24 protein-coding genes are annotated in these 23,962 nt (G+C 56.4%); 12 read left to right on the top strand and 12 right to left on the bottom strand.

The features are described 5' to 3' along the window. Nucleotides 1-7: 7 nt before the first annotated feature. Genes FBR45_RS14500 through FBR45_RS14490 form a run of 3 tightly spaced genes read left to right on the top strand, consistent with a single transcriptional unit; the run spans nt 8 to nt 3,287 of the window. Complete coding sequence (locus FBR45_RS14500) at nt 8-1,132, top strand: hypothetical protein (RefSeq protein WP_138503538.1); 1,125 nt, start codon at nt 8-10, stop codon at nt 1,130-1,132. Further along, the gene (locus FBR45_RS14495) at nt 1,129-1,941 is read left to right on the top strand and encodes a tetratricopeptide repeat protein (RefSeq protein ID WP_138503537.1); all 813 of its coding nucleotides are present in this window, start codon (nt 1,129-1,131) and stop codon (nt 1,939-1,941) included. The genes FBR45_RS14500 and FBR45_RS14495 overlap by 4 nt, the downstream gene beginning before the upstream one ends. Further along, the gene (locus FBR45_RS14490) at nt 1,941-3,287 is read left to right on the top strand and encodes a DUF58 domain-containing protein (RefSeq protein WP_138503536.1); all 1,347 of its coding nucleotides are present in this window, start codon (nt 1,941-1,943) and stop codon (nt 3,285-3,287) included. Before FBR45_RS14495 ends, FBR45_RS14490 begins: the two co-directional genes overlap by 1 nt. Nucleotides 3,288-3,364: 77 nt before the next feature. On the opposite strand, the gene FBR45_RS14485 is transcribed toward FBR45_RS14490, so the two are convergent. The 4 genes from FBR45_RS14485 to FBR45_RS14470 form a co-directional block, all read right to left on the bottom strand. After that, the gene (locus FBR45_RS14485) at nt 3,365-3,592 is read right to left on the bottom strand and encodes a hypothetical protein (RefSeq protein WP_171044898.1); all 228 of its coding nucleotides are present in this window, start codon (nt 3,590-3,592) and stop codon (nt 3,365-3,367) included. Between the two features lie 109 nt (nt 3,593-3,701). Continuing rightward, on the bottom strand, nt 3,702-4,559 hold the full coding sequence (gene tatC / locus FBR45_RS14480) for a twin-arginine translocase subunit TatC (RefSeq protein WP_138503535.1): 858 nt from the start codon (nt 4,557-4,559) through the stop codon (nt 3,702-3,704). Between the two features lie 82 nt (nt 4,560-4,641). Continuing rightward, nucleotides 4,642-5,934: a serine hydroxymethyltransferase gene (locus FBR45_RS14475; RefSeq protein ID WP_138503534.1), complete on the bottom strand. Its 1,293-nt coding sequence runs from the start codon at nt 5,932-5,934 to the stop codon at nt 4,642-4,644. Nucleotides 5,935-6,047: 113 nt separating this feature from the next. Next, entirely contained in the window at nt 6,048-6,917 is an 870-nt protein-coding gene (locus tag FBR45_RS14470) for an AraC family transcriptional regulator (protein ID WP_138503533.1), read from the bottom strand. Between the two features lie 161 nt (nt 6,918-7,078). Here FBR45_RS14470 and FBR45_RS14465 point away from each other — a divergent pair, with 161 nt between their 5' ends. Together FBR45_RS14465 and FBR45_RS14460 are read left to right on the top strand one after the other, a co-directional pair. Next, entirely contained in the window at nt 7,079-7,912 is an 834-nt protein-coding gene (locus tag FBR45_RS14465) for a phytanoyl-CoA dioxygenase family protein (RefSeq protein ID WP_138504018.1), read from the top strand. Between the two features lie 166 nt (nt 7,913-8,078). Next, complete coding sequence (locus tag FBR45_RS14460; protein ID WP_138503532.1) at nt 8,079-10,220, top strand: protein-disulfide reductase DsbD family protein; 2,142 nt, start codon at nt 8,079-8,081, stop codon at nt 10,218-10,220. Between the two features lie 69 nt (nt 10,221-10,289). Here FBR45_RS14460 and FBR45_RS14455 read toward each other — a convergent pair whose 3' ends face one another. Beyond that, nucleotides 10,290-11,321 (bottom strand): fatty acid desaturase, encoded by a 1,032-nt coding sequence (locus FBR45_RS14455; RefSeq protein WP_138503531.1) that lies wholly within the window; start codon nt 11,319-11,321, stop codon nt 10,290-10,292. Between the two features lie 325 nt (nt 11,322-11,646). Continuing rightward, nucleotides 11,647-12,336, bottom strand: a complete 690-nt coding sequence (locus FBR45_RS14450) for a porin family protein (RefSeq protein ID WP_138503530.1) — start codon at nt 12,334-12,336, stop codon at nt 11,647-11,649. 271 nt (nt 12,337-12,607) lie between these two features. Between FBR45_RS14450 and FBR45_RS14445 the strand changes: the two genes are divergently transcribed. Further along, nucleotides 12,608-13,411 carry a lysophospholipid acyltransferase family protein gene (locus FBR45_RS14445; RefSeq protein ID WP_138503529.1) on the top strand — a complete coding sequence of 268 codons (804 nt, stop codon included), beginning with the start codon at nt 12,608-12,610 and terminating at the stop codon, nt 13,409-13,411. Between the two features lie 26 nt (nt 13,412-13,437). On the opposite strand, the gene FBR45_RS14440 is transcribed toward FBR45_RS14445, so the two are convergent. The 4 genes from FBR45_RS14440 to FBR45_RS14425 all read right to left on the bottom strand — a co-directional run bounded on the left by FBR45_RS14440 (nt 13,438) and on the right by FBR45_RS14425 (nt 17,381). Beyond that, entirely contained in the window at nt 13,438-14,859 is a 1,422-nt protein-coding gene (locus tag FBR45_RS14440; protein WP_138503528.1) for an inorganic phosphate transporter, read from the bottom strand. A gap of 325 nt (nt 14,860-15,184) precedes the next feature. Further along, nucleotides 15,185-16,231: a 23S rRNA (adenine(2503)-C(2))-methyltransferase RlmN gene (gene rlmN, locus FBR45_RS14435; RefSeq protein ID WP_138503527.1), complete on the bottom strand. Its 1,047-nt coding sequence runs from the start codon at nt 16,229-16,231 to the stop codon at nt 15,185-15,187. A 66-nt stretch (nt 16,232-16,297) separates the two neighbouring features. Continuing rightward, nucleotides 16,298-16,828, bottom strand: a complete 531-nt coding sequence (locus FBR45_RS14430) for a CvpA family protein (RefSeq protein ID WP_171044897.1) — start codon at nt 16,826-16,828, stop codon at nt 16,298-16,300. Between the two features lie 97 nt (nt 16,829-16,925). Further along, nucleotides 16,926-17,381 (bottom strand): GatB/YqeY domain-containing protein, encoded by a 456-nt coding sequence (locus FBR45_RS14425; RefSeq protein WP_138503525.1) that lies wholly within the window; start codon nt 17,379-17,381, stop codon nt 16,926-16,928. Nucleotides 17,382-17,526: 145 nt separating this feature from the next. Here FBR45_RS14425 and FBR45_RS14420 point away from each other — a divergent pair, with 145 nt between their 5' ends. The 6 genes from FBR45_RS14420 (at nt 17,527) to FBR45_RS14395 (ending at nt 21,233) form a co-directional block, all read left to right on the top strand. After that, on the top strand, nt 17,527-18,240 hold the full coding sequence (locus FBR45_RS14420) for a pyridoxine 5'-phosphate synthase (RefSeq protein ID WP_138503523.1): 714 nt from the start codon (nt 17,527-17,529) through the stop codon (nt 18,238-18,240). Nucleotides 18,241-18,277: 37 nt separating this feature from the next. Next, complete coding sequence (locus tag FBR45_RS14415) at nt 18,278-18,841, top strand: Crp/Fnr family transcriptional regulator (protein WP_138503521.1); 564 nt, start codon at nt 18,278-18,280, stop codon at nt 18,839-18,841. 71 nt (nt 18,842-18,912) lie between these two features. Further along, nucleotides 18,913-19,404: an SRPBCC family protein gene (locus tag FBR45_RS14410; protein WP_138503519.1), complete on the top strand. Its 492-nt coding sequence runs from the start codon at nt 18,913-18,915 to the stop codon at nt 19,402-19,404. Further along, complete coding sequence (locus FBR45_RS14405) at nt 19,401-19,784, top strand: hypothetical protein (protein WP_138503517.1); 384 nt, start codon at nt 19,401-19,403, stop codon at nt 19,782-19,784. Before FBR45_RS14410 ends, FBR45_RS14405 begins: the two co-directional genes overlap by 4 nt. Nucleotides 19,785-19,845: 61 nt before the next feature. Next, on the top strand, nt 19,846-20,892 hold the full coding sequence (gene mnmH / locus FBR45_RS14400) for a tRNA 2-selenouridine(34) synthase MnmH (protein ID WP_138503515.1): 1,047 nt from the start codon (nt 19,846-19,848) through the stop codon (nt 20,890-20,892). Continuing rightward, nucleotides 20,889-21,233 carry a n-acetylglutamate synthase gene (locus tag FBR45_RS14395; protein WP_138503513.1) on the top strand — a complete coding sequence of 115 codons (345 nt, stop codon included), beginning with the start codon at nt 20,889-20,891 and terminating at the stop codon, nt 21,231-21,233. Before mnmH ends, FBR45_RS14395 begins: the two co-directional genes overlap by 4 nt. Before the next feature lie 127 nt (nt 21,234-21,360). Here FBR45_RS14395 and FBR45_RS14390 read toward each other — a convergent pair whose 3' ends face one another. Beyond that, the gene (locus tag FBR45_RS14390) at nt 21,361-22,242 is read right to left on the bottom strand and encodes a sugar phosphate isomerase/epimerase family protein (protein WP_138503511.1); all 882 of its coding nucleotides are present in this window, start codon (nt 22,240-22,242) and stop codon (nt 21,361-21,363) included. An 8-nt stretch (nt 22,243-22,250) separates the two neighbouring features. Further along, a complete protein-coding gene (locus FBR45_RS14385; protein WP_138503509.1) occupies nt 22,251-23,957 on the bottom strand; it encodes a GMC oxidoreductase in 1,707 nt (568 codons plus the stop codon). Nucleotides 23,958-23,962 lie beyond the last annotated feature (5 nt).

Here is a 23,962-nt window from a genome sequence, read left to right as displayed (position 1 = left end):
GTGCGCCATGATAACTGCCCTATGGAAATTGATCGTAACGACCCGGGCGCTGGGCTGGGCCCTCTGGCTGGCCGCGCTTCAGGGTCTGTTGTGTAGCGGCCTGAAGGCCCAGCCAGTCAGCCAGCAGCAGCTCGCAGGCATCTGGATCGGCGTTCATTCCGAATGGGACACCGATTTTTTCTGTCCCCTGCCCACCTATCTGCAACTGGATACCGACGGTACCTACGCGCTCGGCCTGGTCGATGCGTCGGCCGCCCCTATCCGCTCGACCTGGGCCGTTCGGGACGATTCGGTACGACTCGACACCATTCGGTACGCCCCGGGCCTGGTGCGGGTCGTTGACCAGCAACTCCGGATCGGGCAGTATTACCCCCTGGTATTCCGGAAGTTTACGGATATCCCGCTCGACTCGGCCCGTACGGTACAGACTGTAGCCGGTCGGGTGTGGCAGTCCGACGGCCTGATCATAGCGCTGTATGCCAACGGGCGGGTGGCGCTCGAAGACCTCACCACCCGGCAGCGGTCTGTTCATTTCTGGCAGCTGGTCCGTTTCGGCTCATCGGTTTTTCTGGTTATTCAGGGCAATCAGTACGGGCGCGACGGAGGTTACAAGCCACTCTGGCAACTCACCCAGGCATCTTCCCAACAGTTGCAGGCCATCGGCTGGAATGGTCGGACGGTAGCTACCGAAACGTTTCGGTTCGTGAGCGCCCTCGCCCCGGGCGACTCCTGCCGCCCAGCCGTATTTCAACCCTGCGACAACTGCTTTACCCGCATGTGGCATATCACCCAGACGGGCCGTACCGCCGTAGGCCACAGCCTGTGGCAGGCGCTGAAAAAGCACTATCAGGTCAGAACGCAACCGGGTCAGTCGGGCCTGGTGCGGATTCAGTTCGTTATCAACTGCGCGGGCGAGCAGGGTTTGTTCGAGGTGGCGGGTTTCGACGAGGACTACTGCCCCCGTACGTTCGACTGTACCATTACGGATCAGTTACTGGCCCTTTGCCGACAGCATCTGCCCAGCGATATGCTGAGTTACGCCACCGATCAGATCGATACCTCTCCGCGCGATGCGGCCATTTCGCTCACCTTCCGGCTCAAAGATGGCCAACTAACCGATATGCTTCCATGACACAGCTGCGTCTGCTGCTACTGCTGCTTCCGGCCCTCGTCAGGGCGCAAACCGGCGAACAGGCGCTGAAGTCGTGTGCGTCGATGCTGGCCCTGAACCGGACCGTTCCGGCTCTGCATTTCTTCGCCCATAAACGCGAGCAGACCCGACAGGACAGCCTGCAGGCCAACGGGTTGGCATCCCGATTCCGGGGGCTGTGGTATATTCGTCAGCAGGACTATGAACAGGCCGCCGACTGGTTCGAGAAAACAGCCGCCCGCTTCCCTAAAGAGCAGGGAGCCATAGGCGAGTTTTACCTGTCGATGCTGGCCGATCCGGTTCGGGCGTTGCACCACCTCAACGCGTTCGATGCGCTGACCCCCACCTTCGATGATCACATCAACCACAATCCCGTCAGTTACCTGCGTGGGCTGGCCTACCGGCACCTGAGCGACCACGACCGGGCGCTGGAGCAGTTTTCGAAAGCAATCGATGCCCTTGAACAGAAACACGGAGCCGAATGGGTCAACTACCGGCAGTACGTGAGCCGGGCTGTAAGTTACCTGGCCACCAACCGGGCCGACAAAGCCCTGGCCGACCTGGATAAAGCCAATAAAAACTTTGGCCGGTCGGCGCTGGTCAACTACCACCGGGGCCGCGCCCTTCAGCAGCTCGGCCGCCTGACCGAAGCCCGAACGGCCTTTCAGGATGCCTTATTTTTCTATCGGGCCCTTCGCGTGGAACGCAGCCATCCACTGGAAGACGACTTCAACCCGCTCTACGAATCCGACATCGACGCGGCCCTGGCGGCTCTCAAACCCAAACCCTGATGACTTTTTTTCGCCCCCTCTTTGTCTCGACCCGGCTCTGGTTCACGCTCATCTCGTTTGTGCTGCTGTTCGTGGCAGCTTATGCCTTCCCATTCCTGTTCCCGCTCGTACAGGTCGGCGTCGTAGTATTCGTTGGGCTCACACTACTGGATGGCTGGCTGCTGTTCCGAAGCGAAGCGGGCCTGTTTGCCCGGCGTGAAGTTCCCGACCGGCTCAGCAACGGCGATCAGAACCCGCTCACGGTCTACCTCGAAAACCGATACGCATTTCGGGTCGATACCGAAGTGATCGACGAAATTCCCTTTCAGTTTCAGCGACGCGATGTGCTATTCCGGGCGCAGTTGCAACCCCGCGAAACCCGGGCTATCCGCTATGAACTACGTCCTACGCGCCGGGGTGAGTACAGCTTTGGCGCCGTCAACGTCTTTGTGCTGTCGCCACTGGGGTTACTGAAACGCCGGTACCAGTTTGAGCAGGGTAAGCTGGTAGCCGTTTATCCATCGTTTTTACAGATGCGGCAGTACGAGCTGCTGGCGGCCACGAACCGCCTGAACGAAGTAGGCGTGAAGCGAATACGCCGACTGGGACACAGCACCGAGTTTGAGCAGGTCCGGCCCTATACTACCGGCGACGATGTTCGGACGGTGAACTGGAAAGCCACCGCCCGGCGCAGCGATACGCGGGGGGCTTCGCTGCAGATCAACGCCTATCAGGATGAACGGTCGCAGCCGGTCTACTGCCTGATCGATAAAGGCCGGGTCATGCGGTCGCCTTTTGAAGGGCTGACTCTGCTCGATTACGCGATCAACGCCAGTCTGGTGCTCAGCAACATTGCCTTACTCAAACAGGACAGAGCGGGCCTTCTGACCTTCTCAAACCACGTGGGCCAGCTCCTGCCGGCCGACCGGCGGGCGGGCCAGCTGCTCAAGATCATGGAGGTATTATACCGCCAGAAAACCCGCTTTCAGGAAACCGATTACGAGAGTTTGTACGCTACCGTCCGCACCAACATCCGCCAGCGGAGCCTGTTGCTGTTATTTACCAACTTTGAAACGGTGAGTGGTATGCAGCGGCAGCTCCCCTACCTCCGCCGACTGGCTAAGGACCATCTGCTGCTGGTTATCTTCTTCGAAAATACCGAACTCCGCGCCCTGCTCGATCAGCCCGCCCCCGATACCGAAGCCATCTATCTGAAAACCATTGGGGAGAAATTTGCCTACGAGAAAAAGCAGATTGTAAGAGAATTGGGCCAGTACGGCATCCAGACCATTCTGACCAGTCCGCAGAACCTCACGGCCAACACCGTAAACAAGTACCTCGAGCTAAAAGCCCGTAACATGATCTGACATAGATAGGCATATACCGGCCAGACAAGGCCAATTTTCGGCGGGGCGACCTATTTACCGTTGCGTACTCCTTCCTGTCATTGCCCGGCGTCGCCCAAGCCGCCTTTGACCGATTCGTAATCTGACTTGATACGGCCCATTTCTTTAGCCAGAAACGCCTGAAGCTGAGTATTGAATTCGGCTTTGTCATCCTCGCTCAGGCCGGCGTACAACTCCTTAAGCTCCTGATTGATGGCGGCTCGCTCGGCATCGTCGGCCGCGTTGATGGACCGGATATGGTATCGGCGAAAATCGTACTGAGGCATGTATGGTTCTGTTCATTGGGGTGAAAATTCCCGGCACAAAGGTACGATAGCCGGTATAAAGCGAAAAAGGCCAGTCGAACGACCGGCCTTTTTCAGAAGAGTTTATCGCTTATGACTGCATCAGCGCTTCGTTATCTTTAAGCCGTGCTTTCTGAACCCGGCCCGACACCACGATACTAATCTCATACAGCAGCGCCAGCGGCAGGGCCACCAGAATCTGGCTGTACAAATCGGGCGATGGGGTAATAATCCCGGCAACGACCAGAATCACGATCCAGGAGTGACGACGATACTCACGCATGAAAGCGGGAGTCAGCACCCCCACTTTAGACAGTACGAAGGCCACGATAGGCATCTGAAAAATAAGGCCGCAACCCAGCGCCAGCGTCACGATTACACCAATATAGGACGTAATATCGATGTTGTTCTCAATTCGGTCTGACAGGGTGTAATTGACCAGGAAGTTGATGGCCAGGGGCGACACAATGAAATAGCCGAACAGCAGACCCATCGAAAACAGCAGCGACACGAAAAATACCGCTCCGCGAGCCGCCCGCTTCTCGGACTGACGAAGGCCCGGCTTAATAAACCGCCACACCTCCCAGAAGGCATACGGGAAGGCAAAGCTAAGTCCCACGAAGAACGACGACGTCAGCGACATGGTAAACTGATCCGATAAGCCCAGCGCCTGGAGTTTGAACGTCAGTTTCTTCACGCACAGATCGGCATACCCCGTATAATCGGCCAGCTTACACATCTGCCGGTAGGTCCAGAAATCGGTCTTGGCCGGTCCGAGCAGTACGTACTCGAAGATATCGTCAATAAAAATGAACGCCGTGACGGTAAACACCAGAATAGCCGCAGCGGCCCGGATAATGTGCCAGCGGAGTTCTTCCAGATGGTCCAGAAAAGACATCTCCTTGCCTTCGGTGTCGATGTCTTCGTCGGTCAGTTGATCGAGTGGCATATGCTTGGTTGAGCGATTGACTGAATGAGCGATTGAGTGATTATAACGGCAAGTTAGTCATCGCTCAATCACTCAATCACAATTAACTTTTGTAGAGCGGAAACGCTTTCATCCACTCGTTGATTTCTTCTTTAACGGTCAGCAGCGTTGCACTGTCCTCATGGTTCATCAGCACCCGGTCGATATATACGACAATCTGCTCCATGTCCGATTCTTTCAGACCGCGGGTTGTCATGGCCGCCGTACCGACGCGCATGCCCGAAGTAACCATCGGCGACTTATCGTCGAACGGAACCATGTTCTTGTTGATGGTAATGTCGGCTTTGATCAGCGTGTTTTCGGCCAGCTTACCCGTGAGGCCTTTGCTCCGCAGGTCGATCAGCATCAGGTGATTATCCGTGCCGCCCGAGATAATGGAGTAGCCACGATCGGTAAACGCTTTGGCCATGGCCTGCGCGTTGGCTTTCACCTGAACGGCATAGTCGTAGAAATCGTCGGTCAGGGCTTCGCCGAAGGCTACGGCTTTAGCAGCAATGATATGTTCGAGCGGACCGCCCTGCGTGCCGGGGAAAACGCCCGAATCGAGCAGCGACGACATCAGGCGGGTGTCGCCTTTGGGGGTTTTGATACCGAACGGGTTCTCAAAATCGTTCCGCATCAGAATTAGTCCGCCCCGGGTGCCGCGCAGGGTTTTGTGGGTGGTCGTCGTAACGATATGGGCATGCGCCAGCGGGTCGTTCAGCAGCCCTTTGGCAATCAGACCGGCGGGGTGCGACACGTCGGCGAGGAGCAGCGCGCCCACTTCGTCGGCAATGGCGCGGAGCCGGGCGTAATCCCAGTCGCGGCTGTAGGCCGATGCGCCACAGATGAGCAGTTTAGGCCGCTCCCGTTTGGCCGTTTCTTCAACCACGTCGTAATTGATAACGCCTGTTTCGCGCTCCACCCCGTAGAACGTAGGCCGGAAGTATTTTCCCGAAATATTGACCGGCGAACCGTGGGTCAGGTGACCGCCGTGGCTGAGGTCGAAACCCAGGATGGTATCGCCGGGCTGCAGACAGGCCAGGAATACGGCCATGTTGGCGTTGGCGCCCGAGTGTGGCTGCACGTTGGCCCAGGTAGCGCCGAACAGCTCTTTAGCGCGGTCGATAGCAATTTGCTCGACCTGATCGACTACCTCACAGCCCCCGTAATACCGTTTGCCGGGCAGGCCTTCGGCATACTTGTTGGTGAGCACGCTCCCGGCCGCTTCCATAACGGCAGGCGATACGAAATTTTCGGAAGCAATCAGTTCGATACCGGACTCCTGCCGGTGTTGTTCTTTAGCAATCAGGTCAAAAATCTGCGTGTCGCGGGCAGCGGTGGTTGCGGTCGTCATGCGCGTAAGTAGTTCAATGAGTTATCGGTCCGGTTGTTCGTCACGCTAAACCGACAAACAACTCCTTTTACAGGACAAAGGTACGGCGGAAAACGGTAGTCTGCCGAAGATTTTCACTTCCCGCGCGAGACGATCTGGTAGGTCAGGGGCGTCATACCCGTATGCTGCCGGAACTGCCGGTGAAAGTGGGATATATTGTTGAAACCGCTCTCTAGACCAGCCTGTCCAACGGGTATGTCGGCTTCGCTGAGCAGTTTACGGGCGTGGCTGATCCGGAGTTCGTTCAGGTACTCGACAAAGGGTTTGCGCGTTCGTCGTTTAAAGTACCGGCAGAAAGCTGCCGGCGCCATGCCGGCAACCGACGCAATCTGCTCGATCCGGATCTCATCCCGAAAATTGGCCAGGGTAAACTCCAGCACCCGCTTCATCCGCTCGGTCTCGCCCGCGCTGGGCGCCAGCCGATAGCCGTCGCTGGCCAGGGGCTGCGCGTCCGGATCGGTCGTAAGCTGGTTCAGCACCCGCAACAGGCTCATAAGCTGCTCCATCTGGGTCTGCGCAACCAGGTCTGTCAAGAGCGGGGCCAGCTGGGCGGCCCAGGTTTCGCTGAACCGCAGGCCGTGCTGACCCCGCCGGAGCAGCGCGCAGAGCGAATCGGCCTCGGGCAGATGAGCCAGCACCGTGTCGACCAGCGCAGCCCGAAACTGCACCACAATCGACTCGGCCCGCCGGTCGGAGCCGGATTCGTAAAAATCGGCATCGCACCGCCAGTAGTGCGGCAAATCCGGGCCGAGCAGCACCAGATCGCCCGGTCTGAACAACTCCACATGGTCGCCAACGAACCGGTGTCCGTAGCCACTGATAATATAGGTCAGCTCGTACTCCGGATGGTAATGCCAGGGCGCATCGAAATACGGAAGCCGGAACTGCCGAACCAGCAGCGAGCGCTGATCACCAATGGTTACTTTTTCGAATAACGCTTTCATAGTAGACAGTATACTAACTACAGGTATGCGATAGTAAGCACACGATGATCAAAATGCTACACAAATAGGTAAAACATGCTTCATCTACTCATTACCTCTCCCGCTACTTTTGTAGCTATTCTGATCAGCGAACCAGTTCGATATTCTTGTCTAAAACCCTTATGGAAGCGACTATCGACAAAACATCCCTGCTACAGGAGCTGGCGAGTCCGTATTCGGTCAGTCCCGAAGCCATTGCTTTCTACCGTCAGAACGGCTACGTGAAGCTCAAACAGGTGCTCAGTCCGGCCGTGCTGGCCTACTATGGCGACATCATCACCGAGCTGGTTTTTCGACTCAATACGCTCGATAAGCCAATGCACGAACGGACGACCTACGAGCGGGCTTTTCTGCAGATCATGAATCTCTGGCAGGAAGATGAGCAGGCCCGGGAGTTCGTTTTCTCGAAGCGCCTGGCCCAGCTGGCGGCTGATCTGATGGGCGTTGAGGGCGTCCGGCTGTACCACGACCAGGCACTGTATAAAGAGCCCTCGGGCGGCATCACGCCCTGGCATGCCGATCAGTTCTACTGGCCGCTGGCTTCACCGCATACCGTTACGGTCTGGATTCCGTTGCAGGCAACCCCGATGGAGATGGGTCCGCTGGCGTTTGCCGAAGGATCGCAGCATGTCGAGATTGGCCGCGACCTCGAAATCAGCGACGAGAGCGAGACGGTGCTGTCTGGCCTGCTTCAGCAGCAGAACTTCCCGCTCAACGACACGCCCTTCGAGCTGGGCGAGGTCAGCTACCATGCCGGCTGGACCTTTCACCGGGCCGGGCCGAACGTATCGGAATCGCCCCGGAAGGTGATGACCATGATTTATATGGACAAAAACCAGATTATCATGCCGCCCCGCAATCGGTATCAGGTAGCCGACCATGCGCGGTGGCTGGCTAATGTACCCGCTGGCAGCCATCCGCAGGATGAGCTGAACCCCGTTCTGTTCAGCTATTGATGTGGATTCATAGCTGATCGGTTAGTATACGTAAACACACCTAACTTTTCATTTCGTTGGTGCGCCCCGGCCGGTGTTGGGGCGCATTTTTTTTGGAGCCGCACAAATGGAAGTATTTTTGCGGGATTGCTGTTACCCCATCAAACCAACACTTACCCAAAGCGGTATGAAATCATTTGTTGCGCTCGTTGCCGGACTTTTGTTGTCCGTTGTCACGTTCGCCCAGCTTACCAAAGATCCCACGAAATGGTCGGTTTCGGTACCGAAGCAACCCGCGCAGGTGGGCGACGTCGTGGAAGTTCGCATCCGGGCCACCATTGCCGATAGCTGGCATATCTACTCGAACGACCTCGATCCGAACATCGGTCCGTTGCCGACGAGTTTCAAGTTTACTCCTTCCGATAGCTGGCAGCGCGTTGGCAATGTCGTACCGGTTGGGGTCGAAGAAGTGTTCGAAGAAGTCTGGGGCGCTAAAATCAGGCAGTTTTCGGGAACGGCGACCTTCGTTCAGAAAATCAAGGTGCTGAAACCCTCGGTCCAGTTCAGCGCTACCACCGAGTACATGGCCTGCTCCTCGAAAGACGGCACCTGCCTGCCCCCCGCCGAAGCCCAGCTAAGCACTCAGCTGACCGTGAGGGGTCCGGCTACTACGTCAGCTGAGGTAGCCGCTGTAAGCCCTGCCGCTACCTCATCCGTTACCACGTCGGCCGCTACCACGTCGGCCGTTACGCCCCCTGTTTCTGAAACCACTGTGGCCGCTACGACCCCGGACCCGGCCCTGACCGCGACCACCGGTACCAGCGCGCCCACCGTAGAACAGGCTGCTGACAAACCCGTCGATGCGCTCGATGCGGCTGCTCAGCCTGGCGAAACCACCGACACGTCCATGATGGGGTTCATTGTGGCGGCTTTTCTGTCGGGTCTGGTGGCGCTGCTGACGCCCTGCGTATTCCCGATCATTCCGATGACGGTTAGTTTTTTCACCAACCAATCGGGTGGTCGCTGGAAAGCGTTGCTGTTTGGGGCCTCGATTATTGGCATTTATGTGCTGATCGGTACGGTTGTGTCGCGCATCAACGGACCGGCCTTTGCCAATTTTGTGAGTACCCACTGGCTGCCCAACGTCCTGTTCTTCGCTATCTTCTTCGTATTCGGGCTTTCGTTTTTGGGTTTGTTCGAGATCGTTCTGCCCAGTTCGCTGGTCAACAGCGCCGATGCCCGGGCCGAGCGCGGTGGCCTGGCCGGCGTGTTTTTCATGGCCTTTACCCTGGTACTGGTTTCATTCTCCTGCACCGGCCCCATTGTGGGCAGCCTGCTCGTAGCATCGGCCGGGGGCGAAGTGGTGAAACCGATCATCGGCATGACCGCCTTCTCGTCGGCTTTTGCCATTCCGTTTACGCTGTTTGCGGCTTTTCCGCAGTGGCTCAAAAGTATGCCCAAATCGGGAGGCTGGCTCAACGGGGTTAAAGTGGTGCTGGGCTTCCTGGAGCTGGCGCTAGCGCTTAAGTTTCTGAGCATTGCCGATCAGGTCTACCACTGGGGACTGCTCGACCGGGAGATTTTTCTGGCGTTCTGGATCGTTATTTTCGCGCTGATCGGGTTTTACCTGCTGGGCAAGATCCGTTTGCCGCACGATAGCGAAGTCAAGAACGTCAGTATTCCCCGGCTGCTGCTGGCCATCCTGATCTTTGCCTTTGTCGTTTACATGATTCCGGGCCTGTGGGGTGCTCCGCTGCGGGCAATGTCGGGCTACCTGCCCCCCAAAACCAGCCAGGATTTCGACCTGAATGCCCGGTCGACGGGGGCCGCTGCGCCAGTCAACACGCTGGGCGAGGTGCCCAAATACAGCAACCTGTTCAAGCTGCCGCATCAGTTGCAGGGCTTTTTCGAGTACAGGCAGGCGCTGGCGTATGCCAAAAAAGTAAACAAACCGCTGTTCATCGACTTTACCGGTCATGGCTGCGTCAACTGCCGCGAAATGGAGGCCCGCGTCTGGTCAGACCCGGCGGTACTGTCGCGGTTGCAGAACGATTTTGTGGTGCTGGCGCTGTACGTAGATGATAAAACCGAGCTGCCAGAGTCAGATTGGTACACCTCTGCGTATGATCAGAAAGTAAAGAAAACCATCGGCGCCCAAAATGCTGATCTGCAGATTACCCGGTATAATAACAACGCCCAGCCCCATTACTGCCTGGTCGATGCCGACGGGAAACTGCTGGTAGCGCCGAAGAACTATGACCGCAGTATCGACACCTTTGTTGCCTTCCTGGACTCGGGAAAAGCGAAATTCAGCGCGCAGATTCAGTAAGCCTTTTATAAGCAGAACGCCCCGTCAGCTCATCTGACGGGGCGTTCTGCTTACTATATACCGGATTGGCTATACGGCGGCTTTGGCCGGGATGGCCTGCGCCTGTACCAGCTCCAGATCCGGTTTAGACTCGTCGGCAATGGCTACCCGACCGCGCTCTTTACGCACAATGCGCGAAAACAACGAAATCTCCTGATCGAACAGGAACCGGAAAAACAGCCGCACGTACGAGGTGTGGTACTTTAGCGTATCGTAATACTCGGGCGCATTTTTCTTGATCTCGGGCAGTCGGTTCCAGGGGATAGACGGGAAATCGTGGTGTTCGTTGTGAAAACCGACGTTCAGGTTAACCGTATTCAACTGGCCATAATAACTGTAGGTTTCCTGCTCTGGGTCGAGGGTCAGGTAATGCTCCTGAATCCAGCGGGCGCCCAGCGGGTGAAGTCCTACCGAAAAAAACAGGCACAGCACCAGAAAAGCCAGCGCTTTCCAGCCAAACAGGGTTACGATCAACACGTCGAAGGCTAGCTGAACGATGATGTTGGCAGCCACCCATTTGTCGATAACGGCCAGTTCGCGCATCCGAATGGTGCGGATACCCTGAAAAATCGGGAACATCAGCAGCCAGAACGCCTTACCAATGGCGTAGTTGTTAATAAGCTTAGCTTCGTACCAGTCGGGTAGGTCGGCGTCCAGCTCATGTACACCCTGAAACGCGTGGTGTTTGATATGAAAATTCTTGAACGAGAGCGCCGTGGGGAAAGCCGTGGGCAGGTTGGCAAAAATAGCAGCCCAGGCGTTGGCGGCCGGTTTGCGAAAAATCAGGTTATGAGCCGCTTCGTGGATGCAGACAAAGAGCGTATGCGCCGGAAAAGCGCCAATGAACCAGGCCGCTGCAATAACGACCCACCACGATTGGTCACGAACGAGCCAGGCCATAGCCGTCATCAGGGTTACACAGCCCACAATGACCCAGAATGTGGCCGGGTTTTTCTGACCGATCAGTTTCTTGATCTCGGGATGTGCTTTCAGGATTTGCCGGGTACGAATGCGGTGTGGCTCCGTAGTTGCGGAGCGAACAAAATCATTTACTCTTGCCATAGTTGATGTCGCCGGTACGCGTTCGGTAAGTAACGGATGGTAAAAATAGCATTTTGTCCCCGTTATTCGACGGGTTGTCTAGAAACCTACCGCATTTTTAACCAGATGCTAATGAGTTGGTTTCAGCGGGTCGCGCTGGGTTTAGAGCGCGGCCTATACAAGAAAAGCGGAGCCAGTAGCTCCGCCTTTACTTATTCAGGTTGATTCAACAAAATGGCTGTAACAAATGGCTGTGGCGTCGGTGCAGTGCGATGTCGTGAAGAGGCTATGTGGTGGGAACGGGCTAGGCCAACCCCACTGACTCGACACCTGCACCGACTCCACCTTAATAACCGATTGGAATAGAATAGCCTACCGACACCGCAACACCCCGGTTACGTACGTTTACGTTAACGACCGGCACCTGCACCTGCCGGGTAAAACCGTGTGTATAGCGGCCTTCAATGAAGAATTTACCGGCACCGGCATCCATAGCCAGGCCCAGACCACCTACCGCACCTACGTCCCAGCGGTTCAGCATGGAGCCATAGTTAACATCGACGTCGATCGGCTGGGTCGTGATGAGCGCCGTCCCCCGGGTCCGTACCCGTCCGTCGAGGGTGTAGCTAACGGCGGGGCCGGCAATGAAGTACGGCTGAACGGGGCCGTCGGTCAGGTTTACCTTGGCCAATAGCGGCACTTCCATCGTTTGGGTCTGGTAAGCAATGCGGGCTCCGACCGTCAGCGGAAAGCCGCCCAGGTTCAGATCGAAGCCTTCTTTAACCATAAATCCTTTCTGTACGTAGGCAATTTCGGGTCGGATTGAGACGCGCTCGCTGATGGGAAAATCGAGGAAGATAGCCCCCGTTGGGCCCGGCGATGGGTGAAAGTTCGGGGTAAAGCTGCCCAGAAACTCAGGTTTTGAGGCAAAAGCCCAGTTCGCACCGCCCCGGATGCCAACCTGAACCTGAGCTATAGTATCTTGAGCCCCTAGTAAGCCCAACGCAATGAGACCGGCAAGCACAATTCGTTTCATGACTGTAAGCGAAAAAAATGGTTAATGGTAAAGCTGAACGAGTTTGTGTAGAGTGTCGGCAATAGGCGTTGGGAGTAGCGGGGTTTGTTGCGTTGTTCGTGGGTTGGATAGAGACCGAGAAAAAAGGATTAATCCGGTCCGAATATTTTTATTCGGTCACTCGCTTCAGGCTTACCGACTCGGTCCTTTCGGGCCAGGAACCGTTGTATTTTTTCTTGAAAACATTGTAGTGATCTTTTATCTTTACTGATTACCGACACCTTTACCTGTGATGAAGTACGTTAAACCGACTAAATTCAGTTACCTGCCTGCGTTCCTGATGCCGCTGGATGTATTGGGACTGTTTGAATGTGACCCCTTTGGTAGTTCACTGTTAATCAGACGGATACTAATTGGTATAGTAGGTTGGCTAACGTATGCACGCTACACGGTGGTGAACCGGATTCAGATCGAAGGCACCGAACATCTCGAGAATCTGCCGATCAACAACGTTCTGTTTTTGTCTAATCACCAGACGTACTTTGCCGATGTGATTGCGTTTTTCCACGTCTTCTGCGCGGTGAAGTGGGGCTTTCAGAATACCCTGTTGCCGCCAGTTTACCTGCTGGGGCCCCGGGCGCGTCAGTATTACGTAGCTGCTTCAGAAACGATGCAGAAGGGGATTATACCGCGCATTTTTGCGGCTGGGGGCGCGCTGACCATCGAGCGGTCATGGCGGGCCGAGGGGCGTGAAGTACAGCGGTCGGTCGATACCTCCGCCAATGATAAAATTGCGAAAGCGCTGGCCCACGGCTGGGTCGTAAGCTTCCCGCAGGGCACAACCAGCCCGTTTGCGCCGATCCGTAAGGGAACGGGCCACCTCATCAAAAATAATGAACCGATTGTGGTGCCGGTTGTCATCAATGGCTTCCGACGGGCCTTCGACAAAAAAGGGCTGCGCTTCAAAAAACGAAACACTCTGCTGACGGTTCGCTTCAAAGCGCCCATGCAGATCAGCCCGGACGATAGCGTTGACGACATTGTTGCCAAAGTTCGTCAGGCTATCGAGCAGGAAACACCAGCCTGGGTAAAATAAGCCCGTACCCGGCACTCAGGGTGCCGTTACAGAAGCCAGCGGAAGAAGATGTAGAGGGTAAACGAAAGCAACACCGATACAGGCAGCGTCAGTACCCAGGCCAGGGCTATGTTACGAACCGTACCCGCCTGCAGGTTCTTTATCCCTTTGTTAGCCACCATACTACCGGCAATCCCCGACGACAGCACGTGGGTTGTACTGACGGGCAGCTTGAGCCACGAGGCCAGTCCGATCATGAACGCAGCCGTCAGCTCGGCCGAAGCGCCCTGGGCGTACGTCAGGTGCTGCTTCCCGATCTTCTCGCCCACCGTTACCACGATCCGACGCCAGCCGATCATTGTTCCCAGCCCCAGCGAAAGCGCAATCATCAGGATAACCCATAACGGAGCGTAATCGGTAAACCGACGCAGCCCGTTTTTCTCGCCCAGATTCTCTTTCAGGGTGGCCAGCTGGTTCGCACTCAGGTTGGCCCCTTCATCTTCGGCAATTTTGTTCATGTTGCTGTTGATCAGCAACAGATCACGCCGAACGTCGAGCCGTTTCTGCTGCGGAATGCCGTTCGTGACGCTATCGGTATTGACCAGCGTTTTTAACTCGGTCAGCTCGGTGCGGGTACGGGCCAGGCGGGCGCGGTTTACGGGAGCCAGCTGGTTCGAGTCAAGGGTCGCAATGGTCTGCTCGATCCGTTCGATGTTAGGCTGCAGCAGGCGCGGGTCGAGATCCGGCTTTACCGCAAACTGAAAAGGTACGATACCGATCAGAATGAGCATGATCAGGCCAACGCCTTTCTGACCGTCGTTGCTGCCGTGAAAGAAACTGACCAGCGAACAGGTAACGATCAGAATACCCCGAATCCACGACGGAGGAGGTGCGTTTTTCTTGGGTTCCTTAAAGAGCTGATCTTTGGTTTCTTCGGGCACGATCCGCCGGATCAGAAACATCAGCACAATAACCAAACTGAAACCCAGCAGGGGCGACAGCAGGAGTGCTTCACCCGTTTCAATGGCTTTTTCCCAGTTGACTGCCGATCCTGCCTTGTTGTCGGGCATGGTTGAGAAGGCCAGTCCCACGCCCAGAATCGAACCGATCAGGGTGTGGGAACTGGAGCTGGGCAAACCAAAGTACCAGGTACCCAGGTTCCAGACGATAGCACTCAGCAGTAACGCCAGCACCATGGCCACGCTATGGTACACATTCTGATCAACCAGCAGTTCGACCGGCAGTAGATTGACGATCCCCATGGCAACCCCGATACCGCCCAGCAGTACACCCGCAAAATTGCAGATACCCGACCAGACTACGGCAACGGTTGGTTTCAGAGAATTGGTATAGATAACGGTAGCTACCGCGTTGGCTGTATCGTGGAAGCCGTTGACAAATTCAAAAGCACAGGCAGCAAATAAGCTGATAAACAGGAGGATAAAAACATCCGTTTCTAATCCAAACATGGAGAGGGAATCTTCAGTGACAGGCCCACGACCAGATCGTAAGCCAATGATTGCCACAAAAGTAAGCTAAACACAGCGAAGCCATATTACCAAATTGTTAAGTAGAGACGCAACCCCTTGCGTCTCCTACGCGTCAGCAACCCCTCGCATCTCCTGCGCGTCAGTCCTCATTCGCAATATTACAAAACCAGCATAATAACTGACTCCGCCCGCTGGCCACGACGAACTGTCAGTAGCAAGTAGGCGGAGTCTATTAGCTGGGGTTCTATTGATGATGCGTGTGAGGGGCTGGCGCATGGGAGACGCAAAGGGGTGCGTCTCTACGTTACGATTTACCGGCCAGCTGGCCGCAGGCGGCATCGATGTCTTTGCCACGGCTACGGCGGACGTTGACGGTTACCCCTTTGTCTTCGAGGTAACCCGCAAACCGGTCCAGTGTCTGTGGATCGGTATTCTTGAAATTGGCTTCGGCAATGGGGTTGTATTCGATAATATTCACCTTGGCCGGCACGCGCTTGGTGAACTTCCAGAGTTCCTGGGCATCCTGCAGAGTGTCGTTGAAATTGTAGAAAAGGATGTATTCGAACGTGATCCGGGTGCCGGTCTTTTTGTAAAAGTAGCCCAGCGCATCGCCCAGGGCCTGGAGCGTGTTGCTCTCATTGATAGGCATGATGGTATCACGCTTCTGGTCGTTGGCTGCGTGTAGCGACAGTGCCAGGTTGAACTTCACTTGGTCGTCGCCCAGTTGCCGGATCATCTTGGCGATACCCGCCGTCGATACCGTAATGCGCTTCGGCGACATGCCCAGGCCGTCGGGCGAGGTGATCCGATCGACCGACTCCAGCACGTTTTTATAGTTCAGCAGCGGCTCGCCCATGCCCATATAAACGATGTTGGTCAGGGGTGAATCGTACGCTTCTTTTGCCTGCCGGTCGATGGCCACCACCTGATCGTAGATCTCAGCCGCGTCGAGGTTGCGCTTGCGATCCATGTAGCCGGTGGCGCAGAACTTACATGTCAGCGAACAGCCCACCTGGCTCGATACGCAGGCCGTCATCCTGTCCATGTCATCGGTGCGGAGGGCCGGAATCAGCACGCCTTCTACCAGATTTCCATCGAACAGCCGAAACGACGATTTAATCGTACCATCGTTACTGCGCTGCTGCTGGTCGACCGTGAGGGGCCTGATTTCGTAGTGGGTGTTCAGTAACTCCCGCGTCGATATCGACAGGTTCGTCATCTGCTCGAACGACTGCGCCGACTTTTTCCAGAGCCACTCGTGTATCTGTTTTGCCCTGAATCCCTGCTCGCCCTGTTGCACGAGCCACTCTTTCAGCTGAGCCGGGCTGGTCTTACGGATGTCTTGTTTCATAAGCTATCTGAGTGATTGAGCGAATTCGTTGTTGGTTGATTCCTGCCACCGGCCGGGCTCAGTCAATTAATTACTCAATCGATCACTAAACGTCTTTCCCGCTTCTAATCCTTTCGGTACCCAAACGGCGGCCTTGTCCATGATTTTAGGAGCAACGGGCACTACGTACGGATACAGGAAAGCATTCTGGGTATGTTTTGCGGGCATTTTGACGCCCATGTAGCTTAACAACCACAGAATCACACTAATTCCAAACAGCCACGTAAAAAGACCGACTGCCGCACCGGCCACACTGTCGAAGGTGCCAAGAATGGTGTACTTAAGCGACCGCCGAAGCGCGAAGCCCATCTGGTTGACCAGAAATATGGTCGGGAAAAAAATGACCGAGAACCCCAGCCAGGGCAGCAGCTTACGGGCCAGCTCGCGGCTGATGTACGGGCTCAGCAGATCGATTCCGAAAGCCAGGAACTTGAACCCTACAATCATGGCTACGATAAACGCAATGACCGCAACGACCTCAACCAGAAGCCCTTTGCGGTAGCCGTTGAACGCGCCCCAGGCCAGGGGTATAATCATGAACAGATCGAGAGCAGACATAGGGGCGTGGGGCAAAACGTGCGCAGGGCTGGCATAACAAGTCAGGAACCGGGTGTCGGGCTACGTACCCCACAACCCGGTCCCTGACACCCGGCTCTTACCCGCCTGCCAGCAGGGTACGAACCAGGGCCGAAATGGCTTTCCCGTCGGCCTGACCAGCCAGTTCTTTGGTAGCCACGCCCATAACCTTACCCATATCGGACGGTACCGAAGCGCCCAGCCGGGTCATGATGGCCTGTATCTTTTCTTTTAATTCATCCTCAGAGAGTTGCTTGGGCAGGTACTGTTCGATGACCGCAATTTCTACCTCTTCTACGGCCAGCAGATCGGCGCGGTTCTGCTGCCGGTAAATATCGGCCGAGTCTTTACGCTGCTTCACGGCCTTGGTCAGAATCCGGGTTTCATCTTCGGGCTTCAGCTCGCCAGTGCCGCCTTCTTTGGTTTCTTCGAGCAGAATCATCGATTTCACCGCGCGCAGGGCCCGCAGTTTGTCCTGATCTTTAGCCAGCATGGCCTGCTTGATATCGGCATCAATTTGTTGTTTGAGAGACATGATCGTATGGAGTGATTGTATGAATCAGTGAATGCGTGATTCAGACCTTTCAGCAATCGCTGAACCTTCAGCCTGGCCGCAAAGTTACGAAACCAGCAGAGCCATTCATTCAATTACTCATTCGCTCAATCGCTAATTCAAAAAAATGACTCGTCTCTCTGTCAACATCAATAAAATCGCGACGATCCGCAATGCGCGGGGCGGTACCAATCCGAACCTGGTACAGGTGGCCCTCGACTGCGAACGATTTGGCGCGCAGGGCATCACGGTGCACCCTCGCCCCGATGAGCGGCATATCCGCTACCAGGACGTACTCGATCTGCACGAGGTCGTTACCACCGAGTTCAATATCGAAGGCAACCCCGACCAGCGGTTTATCGAACTCGTGAAACGGGTAAAACCAGCTCAGGTAACCCTCGTTCCCGACGCCCCTGACGCCATTACCTCGAACGCAGGCTGGGATACCATCCGCCATGCCGATCACCTGCGGCAGCTGATCGATACCTTTAAAGCCGACGGCATTCGGGTGTCGATCTTTGTCGATGCCGACGAGCGGATGGTCGACGGAGCCAAAGCCGTGGGCACCGACCGGATCGAACTTTATACCGAACCGTACGCTACGCACTACGCGGCCGATCGCGAGGCCGCCATTGCGCCTTTTGTCCGGGCGGCTCAGCGGGCGCAGGAAGCGGGGCTGGGGCTGAACGCCGGCCACGACCTGAGCCTGGAGAATCTGCGCTTCTTTGCCGAGCGGGTCCCGGCTCTGCTCGAAGTCTCGATCGGCCACGCCCTGATCTGCGACGCGCTCTACTTCGGCCTCGAAAACACCATCCAGCTCTACAGACGGTGCCTGGAATAGACAGCCCGGTCTGTTGCTGTTTTTGCTCCGCCAGCCTATGCATCCGCTCCGCCAGTTTATTACCAGCTACACAGCGCTCAGCGAGAGCGACTGGCAATCCATTGAGCCGTGTCTGGTCAGGCAGGAGGTAGCCAAAGGCAACATTATCCTTACGGAAGGGCGTATTTGCCGCCATCTGTATTTTCTGGAGAGCGGGTTATTGCGGTTCTTTATCCTGAAAGACGGCAACGACATCACCAAGTACTTTACCGATGTGCCTTACGTCTTTACATCGCAGAAAAGCTTTACATCGCAGCAACCCGCCCGGGAAAGCATTGAGGCTCTCGAAAATAGCGTTGTCTGGCTCATGACGTATGATGACGCCAACCGGCTATTGAAGCTGGATGCCTGGAGCACGTTTATCAGGTTGCTCATTCAGGAAGTGCAGCACTATACAGAAGCTATACTGGAAGCGCTGCAGACCGAAACCGCCGAACGGCGGTATCAGCAATTACTGGTCGAACAGCCCCACCTTGTACAGCGGGTGCCACTCAAACATCTGGCATCTTATCTGGGCATTGCGCAGCCCTCGCTGAGTCGTATCCGAAAAAACATCCGGTGATATACCGAATTTAACATAGGTGAAAGGTTGCCGGGCCGCCGTGGTAGAGCTTTGCCGAAAACTCTACCGCTATGTCTTACTCCATTCTGCTATGGCTAATGCTGGCAGCGACTCAGGCGCTGGCCCAGTCTACCGATACGCATTTCAGTCACACAGTTATTACGTCGGCTTCACCGCAGGCCGTCTGGCATATCTGGACCGATGTACCAAACTGGCAAAGCTGGGACAAAGGGCTAAAAGCTGCCACCCTCAACGGACCCTTCGCAGTCGGCACCACTGGTGTTTTAACGCCGGACCGGGGCCCGAAATCGCCATTCATTCTCACCGAAGTGATTGACGGAAAATCGTACACGTTTCGGACAAAACTACCGCTCGGCGCTTTGTACGTGAAGCGGTCTCTGGGCGCGCAGAACGGACAGACCACGTTTACTCACGAGGTATGGTTTACCGGCGTAACAAAACACCTGTTCGGTCGGGTGTCCGGCCGAACCTACCGGGCGCTGTTACCAACCGTGATGCAAACGATCAAAACAAGGGCCGAACAATCTGATCCGTCTTTATGAATAGCCTGGCTCTAATGAAAGTCATGTACGCGGCCAATACGCTGGTAGCTGGCTGGATCAGCCTGACAAGCCTGTTCATGCCGCGCGTAGCACAGGCTACCGTGTTTAGCAACAGCATCGCCTATTCCGAGGCCATTCGGCTGGTAGGCGCCTTGTGGGGAGGCATTTTCGTTCTGTCGGCGCTGGGACTTTTCTTTCCGCAGTCGATGAGTCTGGTTCTTCTCTTTCAGTTCATCTACAAAACCTCGTGGCTGCTGGTTGCGGCTTTGCCGGCCTACCTGACGTCACAACCCTATCCAAAGGCTATGGCTGCTTTTTTTCTGGTCTGGGTGCTGGTGCTGCCCTTTGCTATTCCGTGGGGGTGGTTGTTCAGTCGCTAAACCCCGGCGCGCCGGGTAGCGGCCGGGAACCATAGCCAGCCGTTGGGGTTTATGCTACATCATGCAGCTTTCTGTCGATGCGTTTTTAGAACAGGCCCGGAACCTGCCCGTGATCGATGTGCGGTCGCCGGGCGAGTTTGCGCAGGCCCACATTCCGGGGGCGGTCAATATTCCGCTTTTTGACAACGACGAGCGGGCCCGCGTAGGTACCCGCTACAAACAGGCCGGAAAAGACCATGCGGTACTACTCGGGCTGGAACTGGTCGGTCCTAAACTGGCCGGATTCGTCAAACAATCCCGTAAGCTGACCAATAGCCACGGCGGCAACGTGCTGGTGCACTGCTGGCGGGGCGGCATGCGCAGCGGCTCGTTTGCCTGGCTGCTGCAAACGGCGGGTCTTAGCCCGGATACCCTGGCCGGCGGATACAAAGCCTACCGAAACGCCGTACTCACCGACCTGGCCCAGCCGCGCCAGCTGATCATCCTGGGCGGTAAAACCGGCAGCGGCAAAACCGACATCCTGAAAGAACTGGCCCGGCAGGGCGAACAGATCATTGACCTGGAAGGGCTGGCCCATCATAAAGGATCATCCTACGGCGCCATTGGGCAGTTGCCCCAGCCTTCGTCGGAGCAGTTCGAAAACCTGATCTACAACGACTGGCGACGGCTCGACCCCAACACCCGCATCTGGCTCGAAGATGAGAGCCGGAACGTGGGGACCTGCTTTGTTCCAATGCCGCTGTGGCAGCAGATGCGGCTGGCCCCGGTTGCCTTCGTCGACGTACCCAAGCCGGTCCGGATCGAGCGGCTGGTGCAGGAATATACCGGTATCGACCATCCCCTGCTGATCGAAGCCACCGAACGCATCCGCAAGCGGCTCGGCGGCAAAGTGACCAAAGACGCCCTCGACGCCCTGGCCCGGTACGACTACGCTACCGTGGCCGACCTGACGCTCGATTATTACGACAAGGCGTATCTGCACGGGCTTTCTCACCGCGACCCCGCCACGATTCATACCGTTCATGTGCTGGACAATGACCCGGCGCAGACCGCCCGGGAGCTCATCGACTGGGCCAACACACAGACCCGACAACCGACCCATCCATGATCAACTACCACAACCGACGGTTTCGCAGCGTATCGAACTCGCCCACCGGCGAGGTGTCGGGCGAAACCTTATTTCAGTACTTCCAACAGGATGACATTGTCTGGGCTACCTACCAGGGCGGGTCGATCCGGTTCGGCACGCTAACAGGCCTCGTCGGACCCGATGGCTCGCTGCGGTTTACGTACCAGCACGTCAACACCCAGAACGAGTTGATGACCGGCCATTGCGAATCGACCCCCGATCAGCTCCCCGACGGGCGGCTGCGGCTCAGCGAACGCTGGCAGTGGACCAGCGGCACCCACGCGACCGGCGAGTCGGTTATCGAAGAACTAGCGGACTGATCGTTGGCGGGCCAGACCGGCAACTCCCTCTTCCAGCAGCGATCTGTACAGGGGCTCTAACAAATACGGAGCAACCCAGGCGGGTTACTCCGTAAGGCACCATCTACTGTAAACGAACAGTTGCGTTTTACTCGTTCAGGTTTTTCAGGTAAGCGATGCTCAGCGGCACCTGCTTATCTTCCTGGTTGCTCTCGTCTTCGATATAGTAATGCCGGATGCCGACTTTTTTGGCCAGCTTCAGCACCTGAGGCATATCGACCTGGCCCTCGCCCAGTACCACATCGTTTTCGGGCGGGGTGCCGCCGGTCAGGTCGCCTTTGATACCTTTCTTGAGGTCTTTGAGGTGCATGAGTTTCCAGCGGCTGCCGTATTTGGTCAGCAGCTGTACCGGATCGGCCCCGCCGTGGGTGGCCCACAGAAGGTCCATCTCGAACGAAACATACTTCGGGTCGGTGTTTTTCACGATATAGTCGAAGAGCGTACCGTCCTGATACGGCTGAAACTCGTAGCCGTGGTTGTGGTAGCAGAAGATCAGTCCGTTATCGGCCAGGATCCTGCCCACCCGGTTGAAGTCCTGAACGGCTTGCTGCGCGTTTGCCAGCGTAAAATTGCCTTTCTCGTGCGGAATCCAGGCGACCATAACGAATGATGCGCCCAGCGCTTTGGCCCGTTTCACCACCTCTTCGGGTTCTTTAACGATCAGGTCGTAACTGGCGCCGGTCGAGGTCACTTTGATGCCCCGTTCGTCGAGCAGCTTTTTAAATTCCTCGGCCGACATACCTTTCGGTGGCCCACCTTCTATCTCCTTGAAACCGAGTGACTTGATCAGGTCCAGCGTACCGACTACATCTTTCGGAAACTGGTTACGGTACGTATACGTCTGGAGCCCCAGCGGAAAGGTGTACAGGGCCTTGCCCGACTGGGCCAGTGCGCTGGTCAGGCCGAGCCCGTTCAGGCCGAGCAACAAGGCCGCGGTTGCGAACAGCCGGCGTGTGGTTTTGTAAAGCATAAAAACGATTACAGGTTTTTCTTTTTAAGTTGATCAACGGCATAATTAGCCGCCCGCGCCGTAAACGCCATATAGGTGAGCGATGGGTTCTGGGTCGAGGTCGAGGTCATGCAGGCGCCGTCGGTGACGAACACGTTCTTGCAATGATGCAGCTGATTCCACTTGTTGAGGAGCGATGTTTTCGGGTCTTTGCCCATGCGAACACCGCCCATCTCGTGAATATCGGCCCCCGGATTAGAGTGGGTGTCAACGGCCTTGATGTTCCTGAATCCAGCCAGGGTGAACATCTCGGTCATCTGCGTCATAAAATCGACCACCATTTTGTCGTCGTTCTCTGACCAGCCTGCCGCCGTAATCAGTTGCGGAATACCGTATTTGTCGGTTCGGGTGGGGTCGAGCCGGACGTGGTTTTTCTCGAGCGGCACGGTTTCGCCCTGCATCCAGCCGCTGATGTGCCACGGGCCCAGCTTCGGGTTCAGTAGCCGTTCTTTGAGAGCAAGGCCCATGCCTTCCTGGTTCTGGCTCAGGTTCCGCCCCCCGCCAACGCCCGTAGCGTAGCCCCGCAGAAAATCCATTTCCTGCTTATAGAGGTTCCGGAAGCGCGGAATGTAGCCGTTGCTGGGGTTCCTGCCGTCGGTGGTTTTATCGGGGAAGCCGTCGTACTGGGCCGAGATCTTGCCCCGGTAATTGTGCCAGGCAATGTATTTTCCGAGCAGGCCACTGTCGTTGCCCAGTCCGTTCGGGAACCGGGTCGAAATGGAGTTCAGCAGAATCAGGTTGCTGTTCAGGGCTGAGCCGTTAACGAAGATAATGCGGGCGTAGAACTCCATCATCTGCAGCGTATTGGCGTCAACCACCCGCACGCCCGACGCACGGCCTTTTTTCTCGTCGTAGATAATCGAGTGCACGACCGAGTGGGGCCGGAGGGTCATCTTTCCGGTGCGCTCAGCCCATGGCAGCGTTGAAGCATTACTGCTGAAATACCCCCCGAACGGACAGCCCCGCACGCATAAAGTCCGGTGCTGACACTGCGCCCGCCCCTGGGCGGTGTGGATCGGCTGTGGTTTGGTAATGTGTGCGCATCGGCCCTGAATCAGCTGGCGGTCTTTGTAGTGCTGCGCAATGGTTCCCTGCAAGTGCGTTTCTACGCAGTTTAGCTCGATAGGCGGCAGAAACTCACCATCGGGCAGGTTGGGCAGACCATCTTTATTGCCGGATATCCCCGCAAACTTCTCTACATAGCTGTACCAGGGGGCCAGGTCGGCGTAGCGGATGGGCCAGTCAACGGCGAAACCATCACGGGCGGGCCCCTCGAAGTCGAAGTCGCTCCAGCGCTGGGTTTGCCGGGCCCACAACAGCGATTTGCCACCCACGTGGTAGCCGCGGGTCCAGGTAAACGGCTGCTCCTCAACAAACGGTTGCTCGTCGGGTTTGATGGCCCAGTGGACGGTATCTTCCCGCATGAACGAGCGTATGTTACCGTACTGAGCCCGCACCGCCAGCGGCAGCTGGCCGCGGTGTTCGAGTTCCCAGGGGTTCAGGTTGGCGGTTGGGTAGTCGGTCACGTGTTTGACATCCCGACCCCGTTCCAGCACCAGCGTCTTCAGGCCCTTGCCAGTCAATTCCTTGGCAGCCCAGCCTCCACTGATTCCCGAGCCGATGACAATAGCGTCATAGGTCATGGCCGGGGTAGCATCAATCGCAAAATTTGCCATGGTTG

Source organism: Spirosoma lacussanchae, from assembly GCF_005870035.1.
Taxonomy (GTDB): domain Bacteria; phylum Bacteroidota; class Bacteroidia; order Cytophagales; family Spirosomataceae; genus Spirosoma; species Spirosoma lacussanchae.
The sequence above is the reverse complement of the archived record's forward strand: the minus strand, read 5'-3'. Positions and strand labels throughout refer to the sequence as shown.

Bases quoted from the DNA above. Each gene is read 5' to 3' on its own strand.
- FBR45_RS14410 (WP_138503519.1), top strand. From the start codon at position 18,913: ATGTCTTACTCCATTCTGCTATGGCTAATGCTGGCAGCGACTCAGGCG.
- FBR45_RS14470 (WP_138503533.1), bottom strand. From the start codon at position 6,917: ATGAAAGCGTTATTCGAAAAAGTAACCATTGGTGATCAGCGCTCGCTG.
- FBR45_RS14445 (WP_138503529.1), top strand. From the start codon at position 12,608: ATGAAGTACGTTAAACCGACTAAATTCAGTTACCTGCCTGCGTTCCTG.
- mnmH (WP_138503515.1), top strand. From the start codon at position 19,846: ATGCAGCTTTCTGTCGATGCGTTTTTAGAACAGGCCCGGAACCTGCCC.
- FBR45_RS14455 (WP_138503531.1), bottom strand. From the start codon at position 11,321: ATGGCAAGAGTAAATGATTTTGTTCGCTCCGCAACTACGGAGCCACAC.
- FBR45_RS14490 (WP_138503536.1), top strand. From the start codon at position 1,941: ATGACTTTTTTTCGCCCCCTCTTTGTCTCGACCCGGCTCTGGTTCACG.
- FBR45_RS14395 (WP_138503513.1), top strand. From the start codon at position 20,889: ATGATCAACTACCACAACCGACGGTTTCGCAGCGTATCGAACTCGCCC.
- FBR45_RS14495 (WP_138503537.1), top strand. From the start codon at position 1,129: ATGACACAGCTGCGTCTGCTGCTACTGCTGCTTCCGGCCCTCGTCAGG.
- tatC (WP_138503535.1), bottom strand. From the start codon at position 4,559: ATGCCACTCGATCAACTGACCGACGAAGACATCGACACCGAAGGCAAG.
- FBR45_RS14385 (WP_138503509.1), bottom strand. From the start codon at position 23,957: ATGGCAAATTTTGCGATTGATGCTACCCCGGCCATGACCTATGACGCT.
- FBR45_RS14390 (WP_138503511.1), bottom strand. From the start codon at position 22,242: ATGCTTTACAAAACCACACGCCGGCTGTTCGCAACCGCGGCCTTGTTG.
- FBR45_RS14420 (WP_138503523.1), top strand. From the start codon at position 17,527: ATGACTCGTCTCTCTGTCAACATCAATAAAATCGCGACGATCCGCAAT.
- FBR45_RS14405 (WP_138503517.1), top strand. From the start codon at position 19,401: ATGAATAGCCTGGCTCTAATGAAAGTCATGTACGCGGCCAATACGCTG.
- FBR45_RS14425 (WP_138503525.1), bottom strand. From the start codon at position 17,381: ATGTCTCTCAAACAACAAATTGATGCCGATATCAAGCAGGCCATGCTG.
- FBR45_RS14475 (WP_138503534.1), bottom strand. From the start codon at position 5,934: ATGACGACCGCAACCACCGCTGCCCGCGACACGCAGATTTTTGACCTG.
- rlmN (WP_138503527.1), bottom strand. From the start codon at position 16,231: ATGAAACAAGACATCCGTAAGACCAGCCCGGCTCAGCTGAAAGAGTGG.
- FBR45_RS14460 (WP_138503532.1), top strand. From the start codon at position 8,079: ATGAAATCATTTGTTGCGCTCGTTGCCGGACTTTTGTTGTCCGTTGTC.
- FBR45_RS14465 (WP_138504018.1), top strand. From the start codon at position 7,079: ATGGAAGCGACTATCGACAAAACATCCCTGCTACAGGAGCTGGCGAGT.
- FBR45_RS14440 (WP_138503528.1), bottom strand. From the start codon at position 14,859: ATGTTTGGATTAGAAACGGATGTTTTTATCCTCCTGTTTATCAGCTTA.
- FBR45_RS14430 (WP_171044897.1), bottom strand. From the start codon at position 16,828: ATGTCTGCTCTCGATCTGTTCATGATTATACCCCTGGCCTGGGGCGCG.
- FBR45_RS14500 (WP_138503538.1), top strand. From the start codon at position 8: ATGATAACTGCCCTATGGAAATTGATCGTAACGACCCGGGCGCTGGGC.
- FBR45_RS14450 (WP_138503530.1), bottom strand. From the start codon at position 12,336: ATGAAACGAATTGTGCTTGCCGGTCTCATTGCGTTGGGCTTACTAGGG.
- FBR45_RS14415 (WP_138503521.1), top strand. From the start codon at position 18,278: ATGCATCCGCTCCGCCAGTTTATTACCAGCTACACAGCGCTCAGCGAG.
- FBR45_RS14485 (WP_171044898.1), bottom strand. From the start codon at position 3,592: ATGCCTCAGTACGATTTTCGCCGATACCATATCCGGTCCATCAACGCG.